The organism is Streptomyces daliensis (genome assembly GCF_054782395.1).
Genome location: NZ_BAAGSO010000033.1, coordinates 8075 through 25471, shown reverse-complemented (window position 1 = coordinate 25471; position 17397 = coordinate 8075). Strand labels below are relative to the sequence as shown.

Annotated in this window: 13 protein-coding genes and 1 rRNA gene; 7 read left to right on the top strand and 7 right to left on the bottom strand. The window is 71.7% G+C overall.

Features of this window, described 5'->3' with window-relative positions; genetic code table 11:
• Positions 1-169 precede the first annotated feature (169 nt).
• The 3 genes from rrf (at position 170) to ACYVOO_RS08000 (ending at position 2218) form a co-directional block, all read left to right on the top strand.
• Positions 170-286: ribosomal RNA gene (gene rrf, locus ACYVOO_RS08010) — 5S ribosomal RNA — on the top strand.
• 277 nt (positions 287-563) lie between these two features.
• A complete protein-coding gene (locus tag ACYVOO_RS08005; protein ID WP_461014937.1) occupies positions 564-1379 on the top strand; it encodes a hypothetical protein in 816 nt (271 codons plus the stop codon).
• Between the two features lie 5 nt (positions 1380-1384).
• Positions 1385-2218 carry a hypothetical protein gene (locus tag ACYVOO_RS08000; RefSeq protein WP_461014936.1) on the top strand — a complete coding sequence of 278 codons (834 nt, stop codon included), beginning with the start codon at positions 1385-1387 and terminating at the stop codon, positions 2216-2218.
• 96 nt (positions 2219-2314) lie between these two features.
• Here the strand turns inward: ACYVOO_RS08000 and ACYVOO_RS07995 are convergent, their stop codons facing one another.
• The 5 genes from ACYVOO_RS07995 to ACYVOO_RS07975 form a co-directional block, all read right to left on the bottom strand.
• Positions 2315-4141 carry an IucA/IucC family protein gene (locus tag ACYVOO_RS07995; protein WP_461014933.1) on the bottom strand — a complete coding sequence of 609 codons (1827 nt, stop codon included), beginning with the start codon at positions 4139-4141 and terminating at the stop codon, positions 2315-2317.
• Positions 4138-4851 (bottom strand): GNAT family N-acetyltransferase, encoded by a 714-nt coding sequence (locus tag ACYVOO_RS07990; protein WP_461014932.1) that lies wholly within the window; start codon positions 4849-4851, stop codon positions 4138-4140. The genes ACYVOO_RS07995 and ACYVOO_RS07990 overlap by 4 nt, the downstream gene beginning before the upstream one ends.
• A complete protein-coding gene (locus ACYVOO_RS07985; RefSeq protein WP_461014931.1) occupies positions 4848-6179 on the bottom strand; it encodes a lysine N(6)-hydroxylase/L-ornithine N(5)-oxygenase family protein in 1332 nt (443 codons plus the stop codon). Before ACYVOO_RS07985 ends, ACYVOO_RS07990 begins: the two co-directional genes overlap by 4 nt.
• A gap of 48 nt (positions 6180-6227) precedes the next feature.
• Positions 6228-7769 carry a pyridoxal phosphate-dependent decarboxylase family protein gene (locus tag ACYVOO_RS07980; RefSeq protein WP_461014930.1) on the bottom strand — a complete coding sequence of 514 codons (1542 nt, stop codon included), beginning with the start codon at positions 7767-7769 and terminating at the stop codon, positions 6228-6230.
• A 182-nt stretch (positions 7770-7951) separates the two neighbouring features.
• Positions 7952-9355: a DUF1015 family protein gene (locus ACYVOO_RS07975; RefSeq protein ID WP_461014929.1), complete on the bottom strand. Its 1404-nt coding sequence runs from the start codon at positions 9353-9355 to the stop codon at positions 7952-7954.
• 243 nt (positions 9356-9598) lie between these two features.
• Between ACYVOO_RS07975 and ACYVOO_RS07970 the strand changes: the two genes are divergently transcribed.
• Positions 9599-10714: an HAD hydrolase-like protein gene (locus tag ACYVOO_RS07970; protein WP_461014928.1), complete on the top strand. Its 1116-nt coding sequence runs from the start codon at positions 9599-9601 to the stop codon at positions 10712-10714.
• Positions 10715-11329: 615 nt separating this feature from the next.
• Here the strand turns inward: ACYVOO_RS07970 and ACYVOO_RS07965 are convergent.
• Both ACYVOO_RS07965 and ACYVOO_RS07960 read right to left on the bottom strand, forming a co-directional pair.
• Positions 11330-12211, bottom strand: coding sequence for a siderophore-interacting protein (locus ACYVOO_RS07965; RefSeq protein ID WP_461014927.1), 882 nt, complete (start codon positions 12209-12211; stop codon positions 11330-11332).
• 85 nt (positions 12212-12296) lie between these two features.
• Entirely contained in the window at positions 12297-13328 is a 1032-nt protein-coding gene (locus ACYVOO_RS07960; protein ID WP_461014926.1) for an ABC transporter substrate-binding protein, read from the bottom strand.
• A gap of 373 nt (positions 13329-13701) precedes the next feature.
• Here ACYVOO_RS07960 and ACYVOO_RS07955 point away from each other — a divergent pair, with 373 nt between their 5' ends.
• From ACYVOO_RS07955 to ACYVOO_RS07945, 3 genes are all read left to right on the top strand, one after another.
• Positions 13702-14664 carry a FecCD family ABC transporter permease gene (locus ACYVOO_RS07955; RefSeq protein WP_461014935.1) on the top strand — a complete coding sequence of 321 codons (963 nt, stop codon included), beginning with the start codon at positions 13702-13704 and terminating at the stop codon, positions 14662-14664.
• A complete protein-coding gene (locus tag ACYVOO_RS07950) occupies positions 14661-15698 on the top strand; it encodes a FecCD family ABC transporter permease (RefSeq protein WP_453351064.1) in 1038 nt (345 codons plus the stop codon). The genes ACYVOO_RS07955 and ACYVOO_RS07950 overlap by 4 nt, the downstream gene beginning before the upstream one ends.
• A gap of 62 nt (positions 15699-15760) precedes the next feature.
• On the top strand, positions 15761-16720 hold the full coding sequence (locus ACYVOO_RS07945; protein WP_461014925.1) for an ABC transporter ATP-binding protein: 960 nt from the start codon (positions 15761-15763) through the stop codon (positions 16718-16720).
• Positions 16721-17397: the final 677 nt, after the last annotated feature.

Sequence of the window (17397 nt, the reverse complement as noted above, 5' to 3'; positions counted from 1 at the left end):
CTGTGAGGGGTGGAGTTGACCGGTACTAATAGGCCGAGGGCTTGTCCATAGTTGCTTGCGTCCACTGTGTAGGTTCTGAGACAACGACCGTTCTTCAACTGAAGAGTGTGCTTGTTCGCTTTGAGACTCTGGGGATTTTCCCGCGAAAGCGGATTTCCCCGAATAGAGTTTCGGTGGCCATAGCGTGAGGGAAACGCCCGGTTACTTTCCGAACCCGGAAGCTAAGCCTTTCAGCGCCGATGGTACTGCATGCGGGAGCGTGTGGGAGAGTAGGACGCCGCCGAACAATCTTTGAGGACCCCTGGTCCCAGCGTTCATGCGCTGGGACCAGGGGTCCTTTTTCTTTGCCGAAGAGCGCAGCATTTGCCGAAGAGCGCCGCATCAATGACTGCGCGAGAATGACGTGCAGTACCCGCAGACAGGAGTCACGCCCATGCCCAGCAACTCGTCCGACGACCGACCTGAGCGTCGGCCTCGTCAGTCCGGGGCCCGTACGGGAGACGAGCGTCCCCGTGGCGGTTCGGCTCGGCGTGACGACCGGGACCGGGGCGGATTCCGGCGCGATGACCGTGACCGTGGCGAGCGCCCGTCGTACCGTGGCGGCGACCAGCGCCGGGACGACCGGCGTGGTGGCGAGCGGCGCGATGACCGTCGGGGCGGCGGCGACCGTGGTGGCCGCCCTCCGTACCGTGGCGGCGAGCAGCGGCGTGACGACCGTGACCGTGGTGAGCGTCCCCCGTACCGCGGTGGTGAGCGGCGTGACGATCGCCGGGATGACCGTCGCGACGATCGTGGTGGCCGTCCTCCGTACCGTGGCGGTGATCAGCGGCGCGACGACCGCGACCGGCGTGGGGACGACCGCCGGGACAGCCGTGACCGGGGGGACCGTCCCTCGTACCGGCGCGATGACCGTGACCGTGGCGAGCGTCCGCCCTACCGCGGTGGTGAGCGGCGCGATGACCGTGGTGGCCGTCCCCCGCACCGTGGCGGGGACCAGCGGCGTGATGACCGGCGGGACGATCGGGACCGGGGGGACCGTCCCTCGTACCGGCGTGACGACCGTGACCGTGGCGAGCGTCCGCCCTACCGCGGTGGTGAGCGGCGGGACAGTGGCGACCGTGGCGGGCGTCCCCCGTACCGGGGCGGCGAGCAGCGGCGCGATGACCGGCGGGACGACCGTGGTGGGCGGCGTCCGTACGGGCAGGGGCAGGGCGGCGGGGGCCGTGCGCGTGACGAGAGGTCCGGTGGCGGTTTCCGTGGGCGCCGTGACGACGACCGGCGCGGCGGTGGTTACGGGCGTGACCAGCGTGATGACCGGGGCCGGGGCGGTTACGGGCGTGACAGGCGTGACGACCGTCGTCCCGACCGCGAGCCGCTGAGGCGGCTGCCGATCCACGAGGACGTCACGGGGGACGAGCTGGACAAGGAGGTCAAGCAGGAGCTGATGAGCCTGCCGAAGACCCTTGCCGAGGACGTCGCGAAGAACCTCGTCATGGTCGCCAAGCTGCTGGATGAGGACCCGGAGCAGGCGTACGCGTACGCCAAGATCGCGCTGCGGCTCGCCTCCAGGGTGCCCTCGGTCCGTGAGGCGGCAGGGTTCGCGGCGTACGCGGTGGAGAAGTACTCGGAAGCTCTTGCGGAGTTCCGTGCCGCGCGGCGCATGACGGGGCTCCAGCACCTGTGGCCCGTCATGGCCGACTGCGAGCGCGGCATGGGCCGCCCCGAGAAGGCCCTCGCCATGGCGGGGGAGCCCGAGGTGCAGCGGCTGGACAAGGCGGGCCAGGTCGAGATGCGGCTCGTCGCCGCGGGGGCCCGGCGCGACATGGGCCAGGCGGACGCCGCCGTGGTGACGTTGCAGAGCCCGGAGCTGGCGTCGCACTCCGTGCAGCCGTGGACCGCGAGGCTGCGTTACGCCTACGCGGACGCGCTGCTGGAGGTCGGCCGCGAGGACGAGGCCCGCGAGTGGTTCGCGAAGGCCCTGGAGGCCGACCAGAACGGGTCGACGGACGCGTCCGACCGGCTCGCGGAGCTGGACGGGGTGGAGTTCGTCGACGCGCTCGACCCGGAGGCCGAGGACATCGACGACGAGGCGGACGGCATCGACGTCGATGACGCCCCCGAGGCCGCGCGGACCCCGGATGTTCCGGACGCCGAGACCGACACGGACACCGACGCCGACGAGGACGCCGACACCGACGGCGGCCGTACCCGCGAGTGAGTGAGTGCGCAGCCGTGTGACCGCGTGACGGCATGAAGACATGAAGAAGGGCGGGACCCCGGGGTCCCGCCCTTCTTCATGTGCGCCGGTGTCCGCCTACGGGGCGAAGGGCGCGATCGGGTTCTTCAGATCGCCGATCAGCTGGAGGGCGCCGGCCGGGTCCTGGAGGTCGACCATCTGCTTGTTGTTGCGGAGCTGGAGCCGGTTCAGGCAGGAGAGCGCGAAGCTGTCCGCGAAGAGGTCGTACCGCTTGAAGCGGTCGGCCAGGTGCGGCGCGGACTTCTGGTAGTCCTTGACGCAGTCGGCGACCGTCGACCAGAACGCGTCCTCGTCCAGGCCCAGGTCGGGGTCGGTCGCGAGGATGCCGTTGAGGAAGCGCAGGAAGCAGTCGAAGACGTCCGTGAAGAGGGAGAGGATCTTCATGTCCTCGGGGACCTCGGCGCGGATGCGCTCGACCTCGGGCGGCAGTTCCTGCTCCTGGCTCATCACGGCGATCTCCTCCGCGATGTCCTTGAAGATGGAGCGGCGCGGCACGCCGTGCTCGTCGAGGACGAGGATCACGTTCTCGCCGTGCGGCATGAAGACGAGGTCGTACGCGTAGAAGGAGTGCAGCAGCGGCGTCAGGTACGTCTCGAGGTAGCGGCGCAGCCACACCTCGGGGGAGAGCCCGGACTCGCGGATGAGGGCCGCCGCGAAGGAGCCGCCGTCGCGGTCGACGTGCAGCAGCGAGGCCATCGTCGCGAGGCGCTCGCCGGACTCCAGCAGCGGCACGGGGCTCTCGCGCCACAGCGCGGCGAGCATTTTGAGGTACGGGGAGCCCTTGGGCGCAGCGGCCTCGTACGGGGCCGAGTGGTAGCCGATGGCGGCGCGCTCGCGCAGCACGGCGAGGCCCGTCTCCTTGAGGACGCTGTCCGTGGCGACGAGGTCGGCCAGCCAGTCGTTGATGGCGGGCGTGGCCTTCATGTACTCGGCTGACAGGCCCCGCAGGAAGCCCATGTTGAGAACCGAGAGCGCCGTCTTCACGTAGTGCTTGGCGGGGTTCGACGCGTTGAAGAAGGTGCGGATCGACTGCTGGGCGAGGTGCTCGTCGTCGCCGTGGCCGAGGCAGACGAGGTAGCGCTGGGCGACCTCGGCGGCGAAGGTGACCGACAGCTTGTTCCACCACTGCCAGGGGTGCACGGGCACCAGGTAGTAGTCGTCCAGTTCCAGGCCCAGCTCGGTCATGGTGTCCGAGAAGCGGCGCAGGGTGGAGCCCGACAGCTCGGAGAGCAGCAACTTGTCGTAGCTGATGTCCGTGCAGGCGGTGAAGGTGGCGCGGCTGCGGTGTGCGGCGACCCAGATGAGGCGCACGGGGGAGCCGGTCTCCGGCGCGTAGGCGCGGTACTCGGCGATGTCGAAGCCGAGCCGCCCGTTGTTCGCGACGAAGCAGGGGTGGCCCTCGGTCATGCCCGCCTCGATCTCCTGGAAGCCGGAGCGGGCGAGGCGGTCTGCGCTGACCTGGGGGGCGGCGAGTTTGTAGGCGGTGCTGGCGAGGGTGGAGCTGATCTCCTCCAGGTAGACCGGGAGGACCTCCTCGCTCAGGCCGAGGGCGGTGCGGAGCTCGGTGATGAAGTCGAGTGCGTCGAGGGGGAGTTCGTTGCCGTCGCGGTGGCGGGTGACGCTGTCAGCGTCGATCTGCCAGTGGTCCAGGGTGAGGACGCGCGCTGCGAAGCGGTACTCGGTCGCGCCGTCGTCGCTCCGTACGGCGTAGCGGCCCTCGCCGTGGTGGGGGACGGGCTCGGGGGTGAGGAGGCGCTCGTGCGTGAACTCCGAGAGCGCTTTGCGTATGAGGAGCCGGTTGGCGTGCTCCCAGCGCTCAGGGGTGAGGTGTGCGACGGCTTCGCCGGGGGTGGGGGCTGTGGTGCGGGATGTCGTGGTCGTCATCGTGAGGTCCTATCGGGGGTGCCGGGGTTCTCCCCCGGGAGGTCGCCTGGGAGGCCGCCGTCCTGGGCTGTGTCCAGGGCGGTGCCCCGGTCCGTGTCGCGGGCCGCCAGGAACTGGTCGCGGGTGCAGAAGCTCAGATACGCGTCCTTCTCGGGCTTCGCGAGGGTCTGCTCGACGCGGAAGCCGACGGCCTCGTTGAGGCGGTGCACGGCCTTGTTGCGCACGTCGGGCTCGACCACGACGCGCCGCGTCGCGGGGTCGTCGAAGAGCATCTCCATCACGGTGGTGATCACCGCGAGGGTGAAGCCGTGGACGGGGCGGTCGCTCGGGGCGCACAGGAAGTGCATGCCGACGTCGCCGGGCTCGGCCTCGTACAGGCCCTTCAGCTCCACGTGGGCCGGGTCGTAGCGCTCCATGAGGAACGCGGGCTCGCCGTTGTGGTGGCCGAGGAAGGCGTCGTGGTGCTCGGAGGCGGCGATGCCGAGGAACTCGCGCTCGACGTCGGCGAGGTCGGCGTCCTGCATCAGGTAGAACGCGGATTTGGGGTGGGTGACCCAGCCGTGGAGCAGCTCGGCGTCGGCGAGCGGGGCGACGGGGCGCAGCGTGAACTCGCCGAGCTTCTCGTCGGTACGGGAGAACACCGTCCGCGAGGCGTCGGCGCCCCCGGTGCCGGGGCCGGTCTCGCTCCCGGTGCGTGTGCTGTCCGTCATGAGGGGGTGACCTCCGATCCGGGCGCCGCGAAGTCCTGGAAGGCGATGGCGCGCTCGACGGGGTAGTACTCGCGGCCCAGCAGCTCCCGGATGATGCAGGAGTTGCGGTAGGCGGCCATGCCGAGGTCGGGCGCCACGAAGCCGTGGGTGTGCAGTTCGGCGTTCTGGACGTAGATGCCCTTGCCCGTGACGTCGACGCTGTAGTCGCGGCGCACCGCGAAGCGGCCCTGCTCGTCCCACTCGATGCGGTCCTTGACCGGGTCGAGGAACTCGGGCACGCGGTAGCGGTAGCCGGTCGCGAGGACCAGGCCCTGAGTGGTGAGGGAGAAGTCCTGCTTCTGCTCCTCCTGGCGCAGCTCCAGGGTGTACGTGGCCGAAGGCTCGTCGTAGGAGGCGCCGGTCAGCGCGGTGTTGGTCATCAGCCGCGTGGGGCAGGGGCCGCGCCGGTTCTTCTGGTACAGCAGGTCGAAGATGCCGTCGATCAGCTCGGAGTTGATGCCCTTGTAGAGGTTCTTCTGCGAGGCGTTGAGCTGGTCGCGGGTGGCGGCAGGGAGGGAGTGGAAGTAGTCCACGTACTCCGGGGAGGTCATCTCCAGCGTCAGCTTGGTGTACTCCAGCGGGAAGAACCTCGGGGAGCGGGTGATCCAGGTGAGCTGGTAGTCGTGGTGGTCGATGTCCTGGAGGAGGTCGTAGTAGATCTCCGCGGCGCTCTGGCCGCTGCCCACGACGGTGACCGAGTTCTTCTCCTGGAGGGAGGACTTGACGTCCAGGTACCGGGAGTTGTGGGTGAGGTCGCCGCCCAGTCCCTGGCAGGACTCGGGTATGTAGGGCGGGGTGCCGGTGCCGAGGACGAGTTTCCTGCCTCGGTACGTGCGCCGCTCGCCGCTGGCCAGGTCGTCGGCGTGGACGACGTACACGTCCTCGCGCTCGTCGTGCTCGACGCGCGTGACGCGGTTCTGGAAGCGGATGGTGTCGAGTTTGCCCGCTGCCCACTGGCAGTAGTCGTTGTACTCGGCGCGGAGTGGATAGAAGCTCTCGCGGATGTAGAACGAGTAGAGGCGGCCCGACTCCTTGAGGTAGTTCAGGAAGGAGAGCGGCGAGGTGGGGTCGGCGAGGGTGACCAGGTCCGACATGAAGGGGGTCTGGAGGGTGCTGTCCTCCAGGAGCATGCCGGAGTGCCAGTCGAAGCCGGGCTTGTCGTCGAGGAAGAGGCCGTCCAGTTCCTCGATCGGGTCGGTCAGGCAGGCCAGACCGAGGTTGAAGGGGCCGAGCCCGATGGCTATGAAGTCGTGGACTTTGCCGGTGTCTTGCGTGTGTGGGGTGGACACGTGTGTCTCCGGGTCTCCGTGCGGGATGGGGACGGGTGGCGGGGGGGATCAGCTTGCGCGGGGGCCGCTGAGCGCGGGGTCGGTGCCGGTCGGCCCGGCCTGGGCCGCTGTCTGCCGTTCGGACAGGTAGCGGCCGGCGTGCGCGGCGATCAGTTCGAGGACCGTGGAGATGTCGTCGAGCGTGGTCTCCGGGTTGAGCAGCGTGAACTTCAGGAAGTGGTCGCCGTCCACGACCGTTCCGGCCACGATGGCCGCGCCGGAGGCGAAGAGTGCCTCGCGCGCGTGGAGGTTGATGCGGTCGGCCAGGCCGGGGTCCGTGGCGACGGTGCTGGCCGGGGGTACGTAGCGGAAGACGAGGGTGCTGAGCTGGGGCTCGGTGACGACCTCGAAGCGGGGGTCGTCGTTGAGGATCTTCCACGCGTCGGCCGCGCGGTCCACGACCTCGTCGAAGAGCTCGCCGACGCCGTCGGCGCCCATGGTGCGCAGCGTCATCCACAGTTTCAGCGCGTCGAAGCGGCGCGTGGTCTGGATGGACTTGTCGACCTGGTTGGGGATGCGCTTCTCGACCATCCGCGCCGGGTTGAGATAGTCGGCGTGGTAGGTGACGTGGCGCAGTGTGCTCGCGTCGCGCACCAGGACGGCGCTGGAGCTGACGGGCTGGAAGAAGGATTTGTGGTAGTCCACCGTGACCGAGTCGGCGCGCTCGATGCCCGTCAGCAGGTGGCGGCGGCGCGAGACGAGCAGGCCGCAGCCGTAGGCGGCGTCCACGTGCATCCAGGTGCCCGCCTGCTCGCACAGCTCGGCGATCTCGGGGAGCGGGTCGATGCTGCCGAAGTCGGTGGTGCCCGCGGTGGCCACGACGGCCATCACGACGAGGTTCTCGCGCTCGCAGCGCTCCAGCTCCCGCGCGAGGGCCGGGGCGCGCATGCGGCGGTCCTGGTCGCAGGGCACGGAGATGACGGCCTCGGCGCCGAGGCCGAGCAGCGTCGCGGCCTTCTCGATGCTGAAGTGGCTGCACTCCGAGGTGAGGATGCGCAGCCTCGGCAGGATGTCGGTGCGGGGCACGGGCGTGGCGGAGTCCTTCTGGACGCTCCTGCACGCCTCGTCCCTGGCCAGCAGGAGGGCCTGGAGATTGGACTGGGTACCGCCGCTGGTGAAGATGCCGTCGGCGCTTTTGCCGAGCCCTATGCGTCCGGCCGTCCACTCGATGAGGCGACGTTCGATGAGGGTGCCGCCCGCACTCTGGTCCCAGGTGTCCAGGGACGAGTTCACCGCGGAGAGTACGGCCTCCGCCACCACCGCGGGGATGACCACCGGGCAGTTGAGGTGGGCGAGATAGCGCGGGTGATGGAAGTAGACGGCGTCGCGGAGGTAGACCTCTTCCAGCTCGTCGAGGGCGGCTGCGGGGTCGCTGAGGGGCTGTTCCAGGTCGATGCCGGAAATGCGGGGAGCGAGCTCGGAGGGCGTGACTCCGGTGAACGGCTGTTCGGTGCGGACCAGTTTCTCCGCGACCCGCTCCACGCCTTCCGTGACGGAGCGCTTGTACTGCTCCGCCGTCCTGTCGTTGAGCAGGTGTGACCTGCTGCTCATGAACTGTCCTCCCTGACGCGGACGTCGTCCTCAGCGCACAGGCCGTGCGGTGAGGTAAGGCTATCCTAACCAGAGCCTTGACAGGGAAGGGACAGGGAGGGTGGGAGAGGCGTGAGAGGGCTGCGTGGGCCCGCGCCGGAACCTGCCGGGAACCGGCCGGAAAGTGACGGCTCCGCGCATGATCAGTTGGCGGCGCCATTGTCAAGTGCCCGCAATACCAGACCCGTTGCGGGTTTGGGGCCGAACGACGTGGATTTACGCGGCATCGTGATGCCCCGCTCGGCCAGCTCCCGCACCGTCTCCTCGCGTACTGCCCGCATCAGCACCGCCGTACCCCCGTGGTGGACCGCCTGTTCGACGGCCGCGCGGGTGTCGTGGAGGTAGCCGATGTCCGACGGGCGGTCCGGGACGCCCCACACGCCGTCGAGCAGCGCGGAGTGCAGCACCGTCGCGTCGAGCCCGCGCCACGCCTCGGGCCGCGCGCCGTCGACCGTACGGTCCAGGAGCGCGGGCGAGGGCTCATCGAGCAGATGGAAGGTGCCCTCGCCCTCCGTCAGCAGGAAGGCGTTGCCCGGCGTGGCGTCGAGGACGGCCATCGCGCGCTCCAGCGGCATCTCCAGCTTCCGCACGCGGAAGGCACCGGCCAGTTCGACGGCGTCGAGGGCCTGCTTGAGCGGCAGACGCGGCAGCACGCGGTGGATGGCGTGCACCTGGAGGGGGTAGCGGGCCGTGTCGACGAGGAGGACGAGGCCGTAGTTCCAGGGGGAGCCGACGGGCGCGGACGCACCCGCTCCGGCGGCGTTCACGGGGGTGGGGGCGCCGTTGTGCGTCGACGGGGCCGTACCGTTCCCGTTACCGGTCGCGCTCCCGCTCCCATTCCCGTTTCCGTTCGCGTCGCCGTCGGCGTGTTCGGCGCGCAGCCGCAGATACGTCGCCCAGCGGTGGTGCCCGTCCGCGATGAGCGCGCGGCGGTGCGAGAGATCGCCGTCGACCTCGGCCAGCTCGGCCGGGTCCGTGACCGCCCACAGCCGGTGCGCGAAGCCGTCCTCCGTGGTCGTGGCGAGCAGCGGCTCGCGGTGCGTGGCGCGCTCGATGACGGCGGTCGCTCCGGTGCTGGAGCCGCGGCTGCGGTAGGAGAGCAGCAGCGGCTCCGGATGAGCGGCGGTGGCGCGCATCAGAGCGGCACGGTCCTCGACGACCTCGGCTATCACCTCCTCGTGCGGCAGCACGACGCCCTCCTCGGGCGGCGAGAGCAGCAGGGCGCCGATGAGTCCGCGCTGGAGCACGTCGCCCCTGCGCTGCTCGTAGACGTAGAGGGCCGGTTCCGGATCGGGAGCCAGGACGCCGTCGGCGAGCCAGCGGCGGAGGGTCTCGGCGGCCTTGCGGTGCCGGGTGCCGGGGTCGTCGGCCTGCGGCAGGATCAGGCGGACGATGTTGTACGGGTCGGCGGTCTCCAGGTGGTGCAGCCCGTCGGGCCTGACCACCACGTCGTAGGGCGGGGAGGTCACGGCCGCGAGGCTGCTGACGCGCTCGGGCGCGTAGCGCAGCCCGCGGAAGGGCGCGAGTCGGAGGCCGTCGGCGGTCATCCGTTCATGCTAAGTCGGCGTACGCGGGCGCTGGGAGCGGGGCACGGGGGGCGCGGCGTGACGAGGCCGGAGCGCGGAGGGCCGTTTCCGGCCGCGCCGGGCCGGGCGGGATGGGCGGGCTGAGCGGGCTGGGCGGTGCCGTGACCGGTGGCGACCGGTGTGCGCTGCCGGGGCGCGGGAGCGCGCGCCGGGTGCGGGATGATCGGGGGAGAGACCCGCACACCCCCACGAGGAGCGAAGACGATGCCGCAGGAGACCCCGCGGAGCCGGACCGAGGGCAGCGAGCGCGCCCTGAACGAGGCGTACGACACGGCGCTGCTGGACCTCGACGGGGTCGTGTACGCGGGCGGCGAGGCCGTGCCGCACGCGGTCGCCTCGCTGGAGGCCGCGAGCGGCCGGGGCGCGCAGGACGGCAGGGGCACGTCGGCCGGGCGGGGAACGCAGGGCGGGCGGGGCATGCGGCTCGCCTACGTCACCAACAACGCGGCCCGTACCCCCGCGACCGTCGCCGCGCATCTGACGCGGCTCGGGGTTCCCGCCGAGGAGGCGGACGTGATCACCTCGGCGCAGGCCGTGGCACGGCTGATCGCCGAGGACCCGGGCGTGCCCGAGGGCGCGCGGGTGCTGTGCGTGGGCGGCGAGGGACTGCGGGTCGCGCTGGCTGAGCGGGGGCTGCGGGTCGTGGAGTCCGCCGACGACGACCCGGCCGCCGTCGTGCAGGGCTACGGCGGCCCGCAGATGGAGTGGGGCGCGCTCGGGGAGGCGGCGCTCGCGGTGGGGCGCGGGGTGCCGTGGTTCGCGTCGAACACCGATCTGACCATCCCCAGTGGGCGGGGCATCGCGCCGGGCAACGGCGCGGCCGTCGAGGTCGTCCGCATCGCGACGCGGTGGATGCGGAACCCGCCCGAACCGCGCGTCGCGGGCAAGCCGCTGCCCCCCATGCACCGCGAGACGGTCATCCGTACCGGCGCACGTCACCCGCTGGTCGTCGGCGACAGGCTGGACACGGACATCGAGGGCGCGCACGCGGGCGGCGTCGACTCGCTGCTGGTGCTGACCGGCGTCACCGACGGGCACCAGTTGCTGGCCGCGCCTCCCGCACACCGGCCCACCTATGTGGACCGCGACCTGCGCGGGCTGCTCACGGGCCAGCCCGAGGTGACGGGGGAGGCGGAGAGCGGCTTCCGCTGCGGCGGCTGGAGCGCGACGGCGGGCGCCGACGCGCTCGAACTGGACGGGGACGGCGACCCGTTGGACGGCCTGCGGGCGCTGTGCGCCGCCGCGTGGACGGCGGCGGGCGAGGGCACGTGCGGCCTGGCCGCTGACACGGCGCTGAAGCGGCTCGGCCTGGCGGGGTGACGGGGCCTCCGGCAGGTTCGGGGGCGGCCGGTTCGCCGGTGCGGTGCGAGTGCGGTGCGCTGTGCGCGCTGTGTGCCACGTCGCCGGGACGTACCGGACGCGCCTCCGCCATGGGCGCCGGGCGCCGGAGAGGGAGCCCCCGGGCGGGCGGGGGCGGTGCGGTCCGGGTGCCGCTGCCGTATGCCGGGTGCCATGCGCCGCGTCGACTGGGTGCACCGGGTGCCCTGGGCGGCGGGGCTTGCGTCGCCCGTCGGGTCGGCGGGGTGTGCCGGGCGCCCCGGGCGACGGCGGGGCCATGGCGTGCTCCGGACATGGGTGCCGGGCGCCGGAGAGGGAGCCCCCGGGCGGGCCCTGACAGGGTGGCCCCGTACCCCGGAAGCACCCGGAACATGAGAGGACCCCGCTCGGAGGGGGTGAGCGGGGCCCTCGTTCATGGGTGTCGCGGCTGCTGCCGCGACGGTGTCGCGATGGTGCGCTGGCCGACGGGCGCGTACGGTCCCGCCGAGCCGCCGAGCCGCCGAGCCGCCGAGCCGCCGAGCCGCCGAGCCGCCGAGCCGCCGGTGCGACGGGCCCCGTCAGGCCGACGGATCAGCCGACGCCCGGCCGCCGGGACGGTCAGTCCGAGGCTGCCGTCGCAGCGCCCGAGACCGCCTCCTCGACGAGCTGCTCCTCGGACGCGCCGAGCCGCCAGTAGCCGGTGAACTTGACCGCCTTGCGGTCGAACCCGCGCTCCTTGACCAGGTGGCGGCGCAGCGCCTTGACGGTGCCCGCCTCACCGGCGATCCACGCGTACGGCGTGCCCGGAGGCAGGCTGGCCGCGCTCACCGAGCCCAGCACGAAGTCGGTGCGGTGCTGCGGGGTGTTGTCGCGGACGAGCCAGGTGATGTCCGCGTCGGCGAACGTCGGCAGGTCCTGGATGTCGTCCGCGTGCGGGACCTCCAGCCACACCTTCGCTGGGGTGCCGGGCGGCAGCCAGGCCAGGATGCCGGCGACGGCGGGCAGTGCGGTCTCGTCGCCGCTGAGCAGCACCCAGTCGGTGCCGGCCGGGGGCCGGAAGTCGACGCCGCCGTTGTCCTCGACGACGGGACCGAGCAGCATCACCTTGTCGCCGGGCAGCGCGCGCTGCGCCCAGCGGGAGGCGGGCCCGAGGTCGCCGTGCAGCGCGAAGTCGATGTCCACCTCCTCCTGGGGCACCCGGCGCTGCTCGCGCACGGTGTAGGAGCGCATGATGCCGCGCACCGAGGGGTCCATGGCCCGCCACTGCGGGAACCAGTCGTTGCCCGCCTCGACCGGCACCACTGGCGCTTCCTGGCCCGGCTGGGGCAGGAACAGTTTGAAGCGCTGGTCACGGCCGCCGGAGGCGAACTCTTTGAGGCACTCGCCGCCGAAGGTGACGCGGAGCATCGTGGGCCCCAGACGCAGGGTCCGTACGACGTGCAGATCGAAGAACTGGAACGGTACGGACAGTGCGGGGGCTTCGGGGGCTGCGGTGCTCATACGGCGGGCTCCTCCCGTGTGGTGCCGTGGCGTGGATTCCGTGGTGCAGGGGGCCGGGGTCGGGCCGGTGTCAGGGGCCCGGGGGCTAGCTGACCTTCTTCGCGTCCTCGACGGCCTTCGCCAGCGTCTCGATCAGGGGTGCGGTCCCCGCGTACGAGAAGCGCGGCTCGGGGTTCCAGGAGGTGATCTGGCCGGCCTTGACGGCGGCCAGCTCACTCCACGCGGGCTTGGACTTGAGCGCGGCGGGCTGGAGCGCCTGGGTGCGGTTGTCGAGCATGATCAGATCGGCCTTGTACTTATCGGCGTTCTCCCAGCTCAGCTCCTCGAAGAAGCCGTCCTTGCTGACCTTCTTCGGGACGACGAAGTCGACGCCCAGGTCCTTGAAGTACTGGAGGTCGGCGTTGGCCTTCGGGTCCGAGACGTACATCAGGTCCGGGTAGCCGGAGGCGGCCATGACCTTCACGCCGCCGCTGGCCTTGGCGGCCTTGCGCAGCCGCTCGGACGCCTTCTCGAAGCGGGCCTTCGCGTCGGTGACCTTCTTCGCCTTCAGGTCGGCGCCGAGCGACTCGGCCAGCTCCGAGAAGCGCTGGATGGCCTTGTGCATGGACACGTTGGCGACGCTCAGCGCGAGGCTGGGGGCGAGCTTGAGGATCTTCTTCTTGCTCTCGTCCGGCACGTACCAGAGCTGGTCGGGCAGGAACATGTTGGTGATCAGTATCTCCGGCCTGACCTTGGCGTACTTCTCGATGTCGAACTCGCCGTAGGCGTTGCCGATGATCTCCGGCTTGCTCACGTCGAGGTCGCCCGCCAGGACGTCGGCCTTGCCGTTCTTCAGCTTCGTCGGGCCGAAGACGCCGATTATCCGGTCCTGCTCCAGGCCGAAGTCGTAGAGCGCGGCTGCGGTGCCGACATAGGCCACGATCCGCTCGGGTACGGCGTCGAGGGAGACCTTCTTGCCGCGGTCGTCGGTGAAGGCCCAGCCGTCGCCCTTTGCGCTGCCGGAGCCCGAACCTTCGCTGCTTCCGCACGCGGAGAGCAGCGCACCGACTCCGACAGCGCCCCCCGCGGCGAGCAGGCCGCGACGGGTGAGACGGGGTGAGGCGGAGGGGTTGAGCATGACAAGGGCCTTCTCTCACGGTGGTCCAGGGGCGGCCGTAGGGCCGGATGTGGAGTTAGGTTAACCTAACCAAAGTCGTTGTTGTCCAGTGGCCGGGGCATCTCGTATCCCGGCCCCCGATGGGAGCCCGTACGTGACTCTCACCAAGTCCTCGCAGGCCCAAGGGGGTTCGGCGGCCGAGCCACCCGGGCGCGGCGAGAACTCCAGTGCGTCGGCGCGCGATTCCGGCGGACCGCAGGACGCGTCGCAGGGCGCGCTGACGGCCAAGAACGCGGCCAAGAACCCGGGCGGCAACGCGCCCGGGAACGGCAACGGGAACGGCAACGGGAACGGGAACGGAGGCCGCGGACGCTACGCGCTCCGCGCCGTCGGCCTGCTCGGCGCGCTCCTGCTGCTCGCGCTGATGGTCGTCCTCAGCCTCGCCGTCGGCGCCAAGCAGCTCTCGTTCGCCGAGGCGTGGAGCGGACTGGCCGACAGCGGCTCGTCCGCCTACACCGTCGTGCACGAGATGCGGCTGCCGCGCACCCTCCTCGGGCTGCTCGCCGGAGTCGCCCTCGGCCTCGCGGGCGGCGTCATGCAGGCCCTCACCCGCAACCCGCTCGCCGATCCGGGGCTGCTCGGCATCAACGCGGGCGCAGCGGCCGCCGTCGTCTCCGCGATCTCCTTCCTCGGCATCTCCAGCTACACCGGGTACATCGGCTTCGCCTTCGTCGGTGCCGCCGCCGTCTCCGTGCTGGTGTACGTCGTGGGCGGCGGGCGCGGGGCCACCCCGGCACGGCTCGCCCTCGCGGGCACGGCACTGAACGCCGCGCTCATCTCCTACGTCAACGCCGTACAGCTCCTCGACACGGCCTCGCTGGACCGGATGCGGTTCTGGACGGTCGGCTCGCTGGCGCGGGCGCAGAACGAGACGCTGCTCAAGGCGGTGCCCTTCGTGGCCGCCGGGGCACTGCTCGCGCTGGCGCTGGCCCGGCCCCTCAACGCGCTGGCCCTCGGCGACGACGCGGCCCGCGCCCTCGGCTCGCGCCCCACGCTGACCCGTGCCCTGTCCATGGCCGCCGTGACCCTGCTGTGCGGCGCGGCCACCGCCGCCTGCGGCCCCATCGTCTTCGTCGGCCTGATGGTGCCGCACATGGTGCGCTCCCTCACCGGACCCGACCTGCGCTGGCTGCTGCCCTACTGCGCGCTCCTGGCCCCCGTGCTGATGCTCGGCGCCGACGTGCTCGGACGCGTGCTGGGGCGGCCAGGCGAGTTGCAGGTCGGCATCGTGACGGCCGTGCTCGGCGGGCCCTTCTTCCTGTACTTCGTGCGGCGCCGGAGGGTGGCAAAGGCATGAGCGTCATACGTACGGGCGCCGGCGGCGCCCTCTCCGTCGTGTTCCGGCCGCGCGCGCTGGCCGCGGGCGCGGTCTGCCTGGTGGCGGCGCTGGTCGTCGCCGTGTTCGCCATCGGCAGCGGCGAGTACCCGATGTCGCCCGGCGACGTCCTGCGCACCCTCGTGGGCCAGGGCGCACCGGCCGACGCGTTCATCGTCAACGAACTGCGGCTCCCGCGCGCCGCGACAGCCCTCCTCGTCGGCGCCTCGCTGGCACTGGGCGGCGCGATCTTCCAGGCCGTGGTGCGCAACCCGCTGGGCAGCCCCGACGTCCTCGGCTTCACCCAGGGCTCGGCCACCGGCGCGCTGACCGCGATCGTCGTGGTCGGCGGCGGCAGCGCCGCCCTCGCCACCGGAGCCGTCGTCGGCGGGCTGATCACCGGCGTGCTGATCTACGGTCTCGCCTGGCGGCAGGGCGTGCACGGCTACCGGCTCGTCCTCGTCGGCATCGGCGTCTCCGCCATCCTCACCGGCGTCAACGGCTATCTCCTCACCCGCGCTGAGCTGACCGAGGCCGGGCGCGCGGTGCTGTGGATGACCGGCAGCCTCAACGGACGCGGCTGGGGCGACGTCCTGCCGCTCATCCTGGCCATGATCGTGCTGGTCCCGCTCGTGCTGCTCGGCTGCGCGCGGCCGCTGCGGATGATGGAGATGGGCGACGACGCGGCGAACGCGCTCGGCGTGCGCGTGGAACGGACCCGGCTCACGCTGCTGGGCGCCGCCGTGCTGCTCATCGCGCTGGCGGCTGCTGCTGCCGGGCCCGTCGCCTTCGTGGCCCTGACGGCGCCCCAGCTGGCCCGTCGCCTGACGAAGTCGCCGGGGCCCAACCTGCTCCCCGCCATGTGCATGGGCGCCGTCCTGCTCGTCGCCGCCGACCTCGCGGGCCAGCGGCTCTTCGGCGGGCACGAGCTGCCCGTGGGCGTCGTGACGGGCGTCGCGGGCGGCGGCTACCTGGTGTGGCTGCTGGCGACCGAGCGCAGGGCGGGACGCATATGACGGGGCCTCGCAGGGGCGACATGGGTTCGGTCGCGGACGCGGGTTCGGATGTGAGGGCGGACGTGAGCGCGGACGTGGACGTGGACGCGACAATGACGAAGAGCGAGAGGGAGCAGACCGTGCAGACCGGCCAGGATGTCGACGGTACGGGGGCCGCTGGCGCGGCGGTGGCCGATGGCGCGGGGGCCGCTGACGCGGCCGGAGGGGCCGAGGGGGCCGGCGCGCCCCGGCTGACCGGTGAGGGGCTCACCCTCGCCTACGACCAGCGGGTCATCGCCGAGAAGCTCGACGTGGCCGTGCCGGACAAGTCCTTCACCGTCGTCGTCGGCCCCAACGCGTGCGGCAAGTCCACGCTGCTGCGCGCCCTCTCCCGGATGCTGAAGCCCGCGAAGGGCTCCGTCCTCCTAGACGGCTCGGACATCGGCGGCATGCCCGCGAAGAAGCTCGCCAGGACGCTCGGGCTGCTCCCGCAGTCCTCCATCGCGCCCGACGGGATCACCGTCGCCGACCTCGTCGCGCGCGGCCGGTACCCGCACCAGGGGCTGCTGCGGCAGTGGTCCCGCGATGACGAGCGCATCGTGACGGAGTCCATGGAGGCGACGGGCGTCGCCGAGCTGGCCGACAGGTTCGTCGACGAGCTGTCCGGTGGCCAGCGGCAGCGCGTGTGGATCGCGATGGCGCTCGCGCAGGAGACGCCGCTGCTGTTGCTCGACGAGCCGACGACGTACCTCGACATCGCGCACCAGGTCGAGGTGCTGGATCTGTGCGCGCGGCTGCACGAGGAGCAGGGGCGCACGCTCGTCGCCGTGCTGCACGATCTGAACCAGGCGGCGCGGTATGCCACGCATCTGATCGCGATGCGGGACGGGGCGATCGTGGCCGAGGGGGCGCCGGGTGACGTCGTCACCGCGGAGCTGGTCGAGGAGGTCTTCGGGCTCTCCTGCCGCGTGATCGCCGACCCCGAATCGGGCACCCCACTCGTGGTCCCCTCGGCCCGCGTAACCCCTTCGCGGGGTGCGTAAGGAAACGGGGGGTTGCCGGTTCGTCGGGGGTGTTGCGCGGGACGGTTGGCCGGTGTGGTGGGCACTGTAGGGTCCCGCGCTGATTTTTGTGCCGCAGCACGGGGCGCTGCGCTGGGCTGGGCGCCGTTTCCGGGTGCGGGTGGGTGGCTTCGGCGCGGCGTGTGGACCGGTGCGTCGCGGCTGGCGCCGCGTGATTCATGGTTGCGACCGTGGTTGTGGACATGTGGGTGCGGGGTGTCCGGCGCCGGGGTGGGGTGTCTCCTCGGCGTGAAGGTCTCGTTTTTGCCTCTCGGCCGGTGACTTTCTCGACCTGCGGGGACACCCCACCCCGTCCCCGTCCCGCCGGTGGCCCCCTATCCGGCTCCGGGTCGGCCGGGGCCCCAGCGCGGGACCTACGGTCCCCACTCCACGGGCCGACCGTCCCGCGCAACACCCCCTTCGCAGGGTGCGCCTACCCGAGTGCCCCTTGCGGTTTCGTTCGCGTGCTGCGGGCCGGTGGCACGGGTTGTGCCCGCCCTCCCCCAGCTACCGCTGGGAGGTGCCCCCTCGCCGAGCGGGACGCTTGCCCACAACGGTGGTGGCTGGGCTGGGCCCTCCGGTGCGGCACGGGGGCGGGCGCATGGGTGCCGATGAGGCACCGGTCCACAGCATGGCAACAGCCTCAGGGACCACCGGCT